The sequence below is a fragment of the Arthrobacter sp. JDC6 genome (assembly GCF_056484025.1).
The window spans coordinates 1,310,380-1,321,940 of sequence record NZ_CM151278.1 but is presented as its reverse complement, the minus strand read 5'-3'; the positions used below and the strand labels follow the sequence as shown (position 1 = coordinate 1,321,940).

At 66.5% G+C, this 11,561-nt stretch carries 7 protein-coding genes; 1 reads left to right on the top strand and 6 read right to left on the bottom strand.

The genetic code is table 11. The features are described 5' to 3' along the window. The first annotated feature begins 364 nt into the window (after nt 1-364). Complete coding sequence (locus ACV095_RS06225) at nt 365-967, top strand: endonuclease domain-containing protein (protein WP_478223125.1); 603 nt, start codon at nt 365-367, stop codon at nt 965-967. A 222-nt stretch (nt 968-1,189) separates the two neighbouring features. Here the strand turns inward: ACV095_RS06225 and ACV095_RS06220 are convergent, their stop codons facing one another. From ACV095_RS06220 to ACV095_RS06195, 6 genes are all read right to left on the bottom strand, one after another. After that, nucleotides 1,190-2,275: an inositol-3-phosphate synthase gene (locus ACV095_RS06220; protein ID WP_018769188.1), complete on the bottom strand. Its 1,086-nt coding sequence runs from the start codon at nt 2,273-2,275 to the stop codon at nt 1,190-1,192. Nucleotides 2,276-2,434: 159 nt separating this feature from the next. Then, nucleotides 2,435-3,475: an L-glyceraldehyde 3-phosphate reductase gene (gene mgrA, locus ACV095_RS06215; RefSeq protein WP_223992231.1), complete on the bottom strand. Its 1,041-nt coding sequence runs from the start codon at nt 3,473-3,475 to the stop codon at nt 2,435-2,437. 21 nt (nt 3,476-3,496) lie between these two features. Further along, complete coding sequence (gene treZ / locus ACV095_RS06210; protein WP_478223124.1) at nt 3,497-5,266, bottom strand: malto-oligosyltrehalose trehalohydrolase; 1,770 nt, start codon at nt 5,264-5,266, stop codon at nt 3,497-3,499. Continuing rightward, nucleotides 5,263-7,590 (bottom strand): malto-oligosyltrehalose synthase, encoded by a 2,328-nt coding sequence (treY, locus tag ACV095_RS06205; RefSeq protein ID WP_478223123.1) that lies wholly within the window; start codon nt 7,588-7,590, stop codon nt 5,263-5,265. Before treY ends, treZ begins: the two co-directional genes overlap by 4 nt. Continuing rightward, entirely contained in the window at nt 7,587-9,899 is a 2,313-nt protein-coding gene (gene glgX, locus ACV095_RS06200; protein ID WP_018769184.1) for a glycogen debranching protein GlgX, read from the bottom strand. Before glgX ends, treY begins: the two co-directional genes overlap by 4 nt. A 68-nt stretch (nt 9,900-9,967) precedes the next feature. Beyond that, on the bottom strand, nt 9,968-11,551 hold the full coding sequence (locus tag ACV095_RS06195; RefSeq protein ID WP_478223122.1) for an NAD(P)H-hydrate epimerase: 1,584 nt from the start codon (nt 11,549-11,551) through the stop codon (nt 9,968-9,970). Nucleotides 11,552-11,561 lie beyond the last annotated feature (10 nt).

Here is an 11,561-nt window from a genome sequence, read left to right as displayed (position 1 = left end):
ATGCAGTATGCGATCCCGCCTTCCCTTGCCTGTGCATCTGGCTGGCAGACCCTTCACGCTTGAAAGCTCAAGAAGCGCCGGACTGGACCACAACCGCCTGCGTCACAACGACGTCGAACACATCAGCCGGGGCCTCTACCGCCCTGCTGCATGGGACTTCTGCCTCGAGCATGCTGCCCGCGCATTGTCGGAGGCGACGCCCGGCGCATGGATTTCCCATGTGACAGCGGCGCGCCTCCAGAGTTCGCTCCTGCCCGCTTGGTTGTCCGACTCCAGTGAACTTCACCTAAGCAAGCCCACGCTGCTTCCGGGAGCCCGCAGGAAAGGAATTCACGGCCACCGGCTCATTGTGAAGCCTGGCGAGGTGGAGTTCGTCGAGGGGATACGGATCAGCACACGGGCACGGACATGGCTGGACATGTCACGGCTACTGCCGTTGGCAGACTTGGTGGCTATGGCGGACCAACTGGTACGGCTGCCCCGGCCTGAACTGGAGGGCAGGGAGGGCGCCTACTCAACAATTGAGGAACTACGGGACATGGTTGCCCGTCATCCAAACCTTCAAGGGGTTGTGCGTGCCCGGCAGGCACTGGACTTGGCGCGGGTTGGATCGGACTCCGCGCCCGAGACCTTCCTCCGGTTGGCCATGTTTGACGCTGGTCTCCCGGAGCCAGAGCTGCAGCTGGCACTTTATCCTGGAGACCCTCGATCGTCGTCTGCCGACCTCGGATTTCGGCAGCGAAGAATTGCTATCCAGTACGACGGCGGCCATCACCTTATGGAAGCCCAGCGACTAAGCGATCGGCGCAGGGACAAGGCCTTCGAAGCGGCCGGGTGGACTGTCATCATCGTCGACAAGGCCGATCAGAAGGACAGCTTCGCTGCCGCTATCAGAAAGATCAGGCGAGCCGTGAAGAACTCTGTGGCGGATGCGACGGTGGCGTCGGGGTTCGCAAACGGGGACTAGTTGAACGGGGCTCACTTTCAGCTGGGATCGACTGAACGTTCGCCGGTGAGATGCGAGCGGGCGTCCCCGGAATAGTCGTCAAAAGTGAGCGGGCGTCGTAGAAAAATCCGCCAAAAGTGAGCGGGCGTCGCCAGAAAAGAGCAGGAAGTGATGGGGCGTCTTAAATGGCGGCGCTCCCCCACCCCGGAGGGTGAGGGAGCGCCGGCAACGAGGTGTGGAGTTCTAGCGCTCCACGTCGCCGCGGATGAAGGCTTCCACCTTTTCGCGGGCGAGGTCGTCGTTGAACTGCTCCGGCGGGGACTTCATGAAGTAGCTCGACGCGGACAGCAGCGGGCCGCCGATGCCACGGTCCAGGCCGATCTTCGCGGCGCGGATCGCGTCGATGATCACACCTGCGGAGTTCGGGGAATCCCAGACCTCCAGCTTGTACTCCAGCGACACGGGGGCGTCGCCAAAGTTGCGGCCCTCCAGGCGGACGAACGCCCACTTGCGGTCATCGAGCCACTGGACGTAGTCGGACGGACCGATGTGCACGTCCTTGGCAGCCAGCTCGGCCTCAACGTTGGAGGTCACGGCCTGGGTCTTGGAGATCTTCTTGGACTCCAGCCGGTCACGCTCCAGCATGTTTTTGAAGTCCATGTTGCCGCCAACGTTCAGCTGGTACGTCCGGTCCAGGGTCACGCCCCGGTCCTCGAACAGCTTCGCCATGACCCGGTGGGTGATGGTGGCGCCGATCTGGCTCTTGATGTCATCGCCCACGATCGGAACACCCGCGGCAGTGAACTTGTCCGCCCACTCCTTGGTTCCGGCAATGAAGACCGGCAGCGCGTTCACGAACGCCACGCCGGCGTCGATCGCGGCCTGCGCGTAGAACTCGGCCGCTTCCTGGGAGCCGACGGGCAGGTAGCAGACCATAACGTCAACGGCAGCGTCCTTGAGGGCCTGGACCACGTCCACGGGCTCTTCAGTGGATTCCTCGATGGTCTCGAGGTAGTACTTGCCCAGCCCGTCCAGGGTGTGGCCGCGCTGGACGGTGACACCGGTGGGCGGGACGTCGGCGATCTTGATGGTGTTGTTTTCGCTGGCCGTGATGGCGTCGGCAAGGTCAACGCCGACCTTCTTGCCGTCAACATCAAACGCGGCGACGAACTGAACGTCACCCACGTGGTACTGGCCGAACTCAACATGCATCAAGCCCGGAACAGTCTCTGCGGGATCGGCATCCTTGTAGTACTGGACGCCCTGCACCAGCGAGGCGGCGCAGTTGCCCACGCCAACGATTGCAACACGGATGGGATGTGAAGACACAGAACTCCTTTGGGGACAAACGTCAGCCGGCCGGGTTTGCCTCGCAGACAGTACGACGGCGGCCGGCTGGCTCGGCGCCGCGCGGCGCCTTTTCATACTACCCAACGCAGCGGGACCGGGCGCAGTGCACCCGGTCCCGCTGCGTAAAGAGAATCACCGTCAGGCGTTTTGCTTCCAGAGGTTGATGTCCGACTCAACCGCAAACTCGTCAATCGCGGTCAGCTCTTCATCCGAGAAGCTGAGGTTGTTGATGGAGGACAATGTGTCCTCCAACTGCTGGACGCTGGAGGCGCCAACCAGTGCCGAGGTGACGGGCGAGCCCTTGGGCTGGTCGCGCAGGATCCAGGCGATGGCCATCTGGGCCAGGGTCTGCCCCCGGCCTTGGGCGATCTTCCGCAGTCCGCGGACCCGGTCCAGTTTTTCCTCGGTGATGGAGTCCTCCGAGAGGAAGCGCGCCTTGGCTGCCCGCGAGTCGTCAGGAATGCCGTGGAGGTATCGGTCGGTGAGCATGCCCTGCGCCAGCGGCGAGAAGGCGATGGATCCGGCGCCCACCTGGTCCAGGACCTCGTACAGGTTGGGTGAACCGTCCTCGGTCCAGCGGTTCAGCATGGAGTAGCTGGGCTGGTGGATCAGCAGCGGCGTGCCCAGTTCCTTGAGGATACGGGCGGCCTCGAGGGTCTGCTCCGGCGTATAGGAGGAAATGCCCGCGTACAGTGCCTTGCCGGAACGGACGGCGTAGTCCAGGGCACCCATGGTCTCCTCCATCGGTGTTTCCGGGTCGGGCCGGTGGCTGTAGAAGATGTCCACGTAGTCCAGTCCCATGCGCTGCAGCGACTGGTCCAGGCTGGAGATCAGGTACTTGCGCGAGCCCCATTCGCCGTAGGGACCGGGCCACATGTAGTAGCCGGCCTTGGTGGAGATGACCAGTTCGTCGCGGTAGGGCTTGAAGTCGTCCCGCAGGTGCCGGCCAAAGTTGGTCTCGGCGGACCCGTCCGGCGGCCCGTAGTTGTTGGCGAGGTCGAAGTGGTTGACGCCCAGGTCGAAGGCGCGGCGGAGGATGTCCCGCTGTTCCTCGAAGCGCTTGTCGTCGCCGAAGTTGTGCCACAGTCCCAGCGAGATGGCCGGGAGCTTCAGGCCGCTGCGGCCCACCCGGCGGTAGGGCATGGATTCGTAGCGGTCGCCTGCTGCAATGTACGTCATCAGTTTCTCTCTTCCGTCGGTTCAGGCTTTGAGGATCGCAGCGCTCCAGGGCGCCAGTTCCAGGGACCCGCCGTCCAGTGTGGTTCCGTTGTCCGTGGCCAGCAGCACGCTGCCGGCGGCCTCGTCCAGCCGGACCTTCGAGTCCCCGAAGTTCACCAGGACCTCGACGGATCCGCGCCGGAACCGCAGCCAGCCCGCGTCGTCGTCGAACTTAACTTCCGTCCCGCCGAAGCCAAGCCCCGCCAGTTCCGGATGCCCGCGGCGCAGCGCCGTCAGCGCCCGGTACAGCTCCAGGAGCCGCGCGTGGTCGCCAGAGGTGGCCTCGGCCCAGTCCAGCTTGGACCGGCGGAAGGTTTCCGGGTCCTGCGGGTCAGGCACGACGGCGGGATCCCACCCCATGCGCTCGAATTCCTTGATGCGCCCTTCCGCGGTGGCCTTCCCGAGCTCCGGTTCGGGATGGGAGGTGAAGAACTGCCATGGTGTGGTGGCGCCGTATTCCTCGCCCATGAACAGCATGGGGGTGAACGGGGAGGTCAGCGTGAGGACCGCGGCCACGGCGAGCTGCCCGTAGGACAGGGACTGCGAGAGCCTGTCCCCCGTGGCCCGGTTGCCGATCTGGTCGTGGTTCTGGTTGCAGACCACCAGTGCCGCGGGGTCCACCAGGGCGGCGTTGATGGGCCGGCCGTGGTGGCGTCCGCGGAAGCTGGAGTAGCTGCCGTCGTGCAGGAACCCGTCCTTCAGCACCTTGGCCAGCACGGCCAGGGATTTGAAGTCGGAGTAGTAGCCGGTGGTCTCGCCGCTGACGCTGACATGCACGGCATGGTGGAAGTCGTCGCTCCACTGCCCGGCCAGTCCGTACCCGTTGACGTCACGGGGGTAGAGCAGGCGCGGATTGTTGAGGTCCGATTCCGCGATGAGCGTCTTGGGCAGCCCGGTCCCGGCTGAAATCGCGTCGCCCAAAGCCCCCAGGTCCTCCAGGATGTGCACCGCGCGCTCGTCCCGCAGCGCGTGCACGGCATCGAGGCGGAGCCCGTCCACGTGGTAGTCGCGCAGCCAGAGAGCGGCGTTGTCCAGGATGTATTCGCGGACCACGTCCGAGCCGGGCCCGTCCAGGTTCACCGAGTCGCCCCAGGTGTTGGCGTCCCCCTGCTTCAGATAGGGGCCAAACCTGGGCAGATAGTTTCCGCTGGGGCCAAGGTGGTTGTAGACCACGTCCTGGATGACGCCCAGTCCGGCGGCATGGGCGGCGTCAACGAATCGCTGGTACGCAGCCGGCCCGCCGTAGCCTTCGTGCACGGTGTACCACTGGACGCCGTCGTAGCCCCAGTTATGCGTGCCGTTGAATCCGTTGACCGGCAGCAGCTCCACGAAGTCGATGCCCAGGTCCACCAGGTAGCCCAGCTTCTCCGCGGCGGCGTCCAGGGTTCCTTCGGGGGTGAAGGTGCCCACGTGGAGTTCGTAGATGACGGAACCCTGCAGGTCCTTGCCGCGCCAGCCGGAATCCTGCCATGCATAGGCTGCGGGATCGTAGGTCCGGGATTGGTCGTGCACGCCGGCGGGAAGCCGGCGGGACCTGGGATCCGGGACGGGGGTGGTGTCCCCGTCCAGCAGGTAGCCGTAGTCCACGTCGCCGTCGGCGGGCGCGTCGGGGGCCGTCCACCACCCCTCCGATCCCGGCGCCGTGTCCTTCTTTTGCATGGGATATTGCCGGCCATCGGCCAGCAAAACCACCGATGAAACGTCCGGCGCCCAGACATCGAAACGCTCAGGTCCAACGTTGACCAGGGTCATGCCTTCTCTCCATCTTCGGGTACCAGCAGGGCCACCGGGTAGGTACCCAGCACTTCTGCCACCGAAACCGGGCCCGGCCCGTAGCTGGCTCCCGTAAGTTCGTCGCGCATGGCAGTGGAAAGGTCGACGGCGGTGTCCCGCCACCCGCCGCCGGCTTCCAGTCCGGCGGGGAGCCGGGTGGCAAGCGTGAGGGCGCCGGAGGAGGCATCGGTTCCGCGGGTGAATGCGAGCAGGTGCCCGGCAGCCGCGCCGGTGGCTGGGACTGGCGCGTAGCCCTGGAACAGCTCCGGCCGGTCCCGGCGCAGGCGGAGTGCCCGTGAGGTGACCAGGAGCTTGCTGGCCTCTGTGCCCTCGTCCGGCAAGGTGCCGGCGTCGAGCTTTGCCAACTCAGCCTGCCGGGCACCAAAGTCCACCGGCCGGCGGTTGTCCGGGTCCGTCAACGAACGTTCCCAGAACTCGCTGCCCTGGTACACGTCCGGCACGCCGGGCATGGTCAGCTGGACCAGCTTGGCGGAAACCGAGTTGGCGGCGGAGAAGGAGTCGATGCGGGCCACGAAGTCCGTCACCACGTTGGCGACCTTGGCGTCGTCGAAGACTGCGTCCACGGCGGCCTTCACCGCGGCCTCGAAGTCCCCATTGGGATTGGTCCAGGTGGTGGAGTTCCCGGCTTCCCGGGCCGCCTTCTCGGCGTATCCCTGAAGCCGTTCCCGGCTTGCCGGCCAGGCACCGATGATTGCCTGCCACAGCAGGTTTTCGTACGGGCCGTCCGGGATGGGCGCCAGGCCGCGAAGGCTCTCCAGCGTTTCCGCCCACTCCTGCGGCAGCTCGGCGATGACCGAGATCCGTGCCCGGGCATCCTCGCTGCGTTTGGTGTCGTGGGTGGACAGGGTGGTCATGGACAGCGGGAGGTCCTGCTGGCGCCGCTGCATCCGCTGGTGGAATTCCTCCGGGTCCACGGCGAACTCGGTGGGTTCAGCGCCCACCTCGGTCAGGGTTCCAAGGCGGGTGTAGCGGTAGAACGCCGTATCCTCCACGCCCTTGGCCATGACCATGCCGGAGGTCTGCTGGAACCGGATGGCGATGGCGTTGGCCGGATCCAGCAGCAGCGGAAGGAGGGTTCCCACCGCCACTTCCAGGTCCGGCCGGTGGGCTGCCGCGGACTCGCATGCTTCCTTGAGGACATCGGCGCCCACGGGCAGGTACGAACGGTACACCGGGAAGGACGCGATAATCTCCGCGATGGCGTCGGCTGCCTGGTCCAGGGCGAGCCCGTAGGACTCCGGGACCAGCCGGGCCAGCCGCAGCACTTCCGAGCGCAGGATGCCGTCGGCGATCATGCGCTTGGTGCCGCGGATCATTGCGGCATAGTCCGCGGGCTCTGAGGAGCCCCGCAGCCGGGCGTCCAGTGCGTCCAGGGCCTGCTGCCCCGCGGGGTCCACAAAGACCCGGTCCACGTCCGCCAGCGCGTCGTATCCGGTGGTGCCTTCGCACGCAAACTCCTGCGGAAGCACTTCGCCCGGTTCCAGGATCTTCTCCACCAGGACGTAGGCGCCGCCGCTGAGGTCCTTCAGCCAGCGGAGATAGCCGGTGGGATCGGCGAGGCCGTCCGGGTGGTCCACGCGGAGCCCGTCCACCAGGCCCTCGGTGAACCAGCGCCCCACCTCGGCATGCGCTTCCTGGAAGACCGAGGGTTCTTCGACGCGGATTCCGGCGAGCGTGGTGACCGCGAAGAAGCGCCGGTAGTTCAGCTCGGCGTCGGCGCGGCGCCAGTCCATCAGCTGGTAGTGCTGGCGGCTGTGAACGTCCTGCGGGGAATCACCGTCGCTGTATGTGCCCTCGGCCAGGGGGAACCGGTGATCGTAGTAGCGGAGTTCGCCGTCCTTGACCTCCAGCTTGTCCAGGTCGGCGTCGGAGCCCAGCATGGGGAGCCGGACCTTTCCGCCGCCCAGGTCCCAGTCGACGTCGAAAGCTTCCGCGTAGGGTGATTCGCGGCCCTCCTTGAGCAGGGACCACCACCACGGGTTCTGGGGAGGGGATGCCACGCCCACGTGGTTGGGCACGATGTCCACCAGGACGCCCATGCCGTGCTCGCGCGCTGCCCTGGACAGGGCCAGCAGCCCTTCAGGGCCGCCGCGGTCCGGGTCCACGGCGGAGGGGTCGGTCACGTCATAGCCGTGGTCCGAACCTTTTTCCGCAGTGAGGATGGGCGACAGGTACACCCAGTCCACGCCGAGGTCCTTCAGGTACGGGACCTGGTTGGCGGCGTCGAACAGGGTGAAGCTGCTGCGGATCTGCAAACGGTAGGTGGAGACGGGTGTCCTCATGCCTCGGTTGCCTTCGCAGCCTTGGTCTCCTCCGCCTTCGCAGCCTTGGCGTCCTCGGCTTTGGCTGCCTTGGTTTCCTCGGCCTTTGCCTCGCTCGCTTCCGCGGCCTTGGTCTGGGCCTCCACCATCTCCTCCTGGGCTTCCTCGTGCTCTACCCTGGACGCCAGTGAAGCGGCAGCGGACGTGTCCACTTCAGCTTCCGGGCCGGAGTAGGCGCGCAGCACCACCATGGACTTCGCGTCCAGGGTCAGCGTTGCCTTCGCCTTGAGCGGTTCATACGCGTCAGCCTGGGCCGCGGTGTCAATCAGGACCTCCCAGTACTGTGAGTACTCCTCGTTGGGAAGGCAGAAGTCCACGGCATCGTCGTGGGCGTTGAAGGCCATGATGAAGCTGTCGTCCGTGATGCGCCGACCGCGTGAATCCTGTTCCTGGATGCCGTCGCCGTTGTAGAACACGCCGATGGTGCGGCCGAAGCCGCTCCCCCAGTCCTCCGGCAGCATTTCGGTGCCGTCCGTCTTGAGCCAGACGATGTCCGGCAGCTTTTCGCCTTCGCCGCGGCGCACCGGCCGGCCGTCGAAGAAGCGGCTGCGGCGGAACGTCGGGTGGTCGTGGCGGAGCTTGTTCACGAAGGCGGTGAACTCCACCAGCGGCTGGTCCATGGCTTCCCAGTGGATCCAGCTGAGCTCGGAGTCCTGGCAGTAGGTGTTGTTGTTGCCCTGCTGGGTGCGGCCCAGCTCGTCGCCGTGCAGCAGCATGGGCACGCCCTGGGAGAGCAGCAGCGTGGCGATGAAGTTCCGCTGCTGGCGGGCGCGCAGGGTCAGGACCTTGTCGTCATCGGTGTCGCCTTCAACGCCGCAGTTCCAGGAGCGGTTGTGCGATTCGCCGTCGTTGTTGCCCTCGCCGTTGGCCTCGTTGTGCTTCTCGTTGTAGGAGACCAGGTCCCGCATGGTGAAACCGTCGTGGGCGGTGACGAAGTTGATTGAGGCCACCGGACGGCGGGCGGAGCTTTCGTAGAGGTCGGCGGAGCCGGTTAGCCGGGAGGCGAACTCGCCAAGCGTGGAGGGCTCGCCGCGCCAAAAGTCGCGGACGGTGTCGCGGTACTTGCCGTTCCATTCGGTCCACTGCGGCGGGAAGTTGCCCACCTGGTAGCCGCCCGGGCCGACGTCCCACGGCTCGGCGATCAGCTTCACCTGGGAAACTACCGGGTCCTGCTGGATGAGTTCGAAGAAGGTGGAGAGCTTGTCCACGTCGTAGAACTCACGGGCCAGGGTGGAGGCAAGGTCGAAGCGGAAGCCGTCCACGTGCATCTCCGTGACCCAGTAGCGCAGGGAATCCATGAGCAGCTGCAGCGAGTGCGGGTGGCGGACGTTCAGGGAGTTGCCGGTGCCGGTGTAGTCCATGTAGTGCTTGAGGTCGTTGTCCACCAGGCGGTAGTAGGCCTGGTTGTCGATGCCCTTGAAGGACAGCGTGGGGCCCAGGTGGTTGCCTTCGGCAGTGTGGTTGTAAACGACGTCGAGGATCACTTCGATGCCGGCGCGGTGCAGGTCGCGGACCATGGCCTTGAATTCCTGGACCTGGTGCCCCACGTCGCCGGTGGCGCTGTAGGTGTTCTGCGGGGCGAAGAAGCCGATGGTGTTGTAGCCCCAGTAGTTGCTGAGCCCCTTTTCCACCAGGGTGCCGTCGTTGACGAACTGGTGGACGGGCATGAGTTCGATGGCCGTGACCCCGAGCTTCTTCATGTGCTCAATGACCGCAGGGTGGGCCACACCGGCGTAGGTGCCGCGCTGTTCGTCCGGGATTTCCGGGTGGAGCTCGGTGAGGCCCTTGACGTGGGCTTCGTAGATCACCGACTCGTGGTACGGGATCCGCAGTTGGCGGTCGCCGTCCCATTCGAAGAAGGGGTTGATGACCACGCCGTGCATGGTGTGCGGGGCGGAATCGGCGTCGTTGCGGGAGTCGGGGTCGCCGAATTCGTAGGAGAAGAGGGCCGGGTCCCAGTCGATCTGGCCCTGGATGGCCTTGGCGTAGGGATCCATCAGCAGCTTGTTCGGGTTGAAGCGGTTGCCGCTGGCGGGGTCGTAGGGACCGTGCACGCGGTAGCCGTACTTCTGGCCGGGCTGGATGTGCGGCAGGTAGCAGTGCCACACGTAGCCGTCCACCTCGGTCAGTTCGATGCGCGTTTCGGTCAGGTCATCAGCCAGGAGGCAGAGTTCGACCCGCTCGGCCCGTTCGCTGAACAGGGCGAAATTGGTGCCGGTGCCATCAAAGGTCGCTCCCAGCGGATAGGCAGTTCCAGGCCAGACTTCCATCGTGCTCCTCATTTTGTGGTCAGCAGCAGAGGGCATCGGAACGCCCCGCTGCTGGTGCGAACTAATGCCTACCGTAGTGGTTGGCTGTGACTATTACGTTTCCAGGCTCCATATTTACTAAGCATGCTGACTTTACCCCAAATTTCGGGTATGGCATTCGCGACGCCGCCGGCCGTGATCGGACCGCCCGTCACCGCCTCCGACGCCGCGAGCCCTGCCCGCCCGTGCAGCGCGGCTCCCAGTGCGGCAATGGCGGCCCACCGCCCCTCCGCCGCTATGCCCACCTCACTGAAGCGGCCGACGTCGGCCCCCGCCTGGGCGAGCAGCGCACCAATGACCCCGGCCAGGACGTCCCCACTGCCTGCAGTGGCGAGCCAGGGCGTGCCGTCCGCCTGGCTGAAGGTCTCTCCCCAGGGTGCCGCCACGAGTGTGGTGGCGCCTTTGAGCAGGACGGTGGCTCCCGTACGGTTGGCGGCCTGGCGTACGGCGGCGAGGGTTCCGGCTTCCACGGCTTCCCGGTCCTCCCCACCGCCCAGGCGCTGGAACAGCGACGCCAGCTCGCCGGCGTGCGGGGTCAGCACCATGTGCGGGGCGAGCATGGCCGGCAACGCGGGCAGCGCGCCGGCGTCGGCAACGACGGGAAGTCCGGACGCGATGGCATCGCGGGCACGCGCCAACTGGTCATGGTCCTGCGGACCCATGCCCGAGCCCACCAGCCATGCCTGCACCCGGTTGTCGGCCACGCTCCCGGTGCTGCACACCACCTCAGGGCAGGACTGCCGGACGAGGTCGGCCACGGCCGGCGGACCGAGGTACCGCACCATGCCGACTCCTGCGGCCAGGGCGCCCCGGCACGCCAGGACTGCGGCGCCGGGATAGTCTTCGGATCCGGCCACCACTCCCAGCACTCCGCGGGAGTACTTTTGGGCCCGCCGTGCAGGACGGGGCAGGAGGTGGGCCAGTTCGGCATCCTCCAGCCGGCGAAGGGACGGCTGCGACAGGCGCTCCTCGATCCCGATCGGCACCACCAGGACGCGTCCAGCATGGTCCGCGCCCGGGTCCGCCAGCAGGCCGGCCTTCGCTCCCCCGAACGTTACGGTCAGGTCAGCGGAAAGGACCGGCCCGGCTGCCTCGCCGGTATCGGCGTCCACGCCGCTCGGGAGGTCGCAGGCCACCACCAAACCGCTCCTGATGCCGTCACTGACAGCCTGGACCAGGTCTGCAGCGCTGCCCCGCAGCCCGCCTTTCGCTCCGGTCCCCAGCACGGCGTCAATGACGACGTCGGCCGCGGCAGCTTCCGCCGCCAGTCCCGGGATTGCAGATTCAGTGAGCCGGTGCACCCGGCCGCCGGCGCGCTCGAATGCCGCAAGGCCAGCCGGATGGGCGGAATCGCCGGTGAGTACCGCCGTCGTGCGCATGCCGCGGGCGGCAAGGAAGGCGGCTGCGAACAGGCCATCGCCACCGTTGTTGCCCTTGCCAACCAGCACCACCACGCGGGCACCGCTCAGGCGGCGGCCCCGGGACTTGAGTTCCTGGACGACGGCGCCGGCCAGGCCGTGTGCGGCGCGCTGCATGAGCACGTCCCCCAGGCCGGTGGCCAGGAGGGGTTGCTCGGCGGCCCGGACCTGCGTTCCGGTGTAGGCGTTGATCATGCGGCGGCTG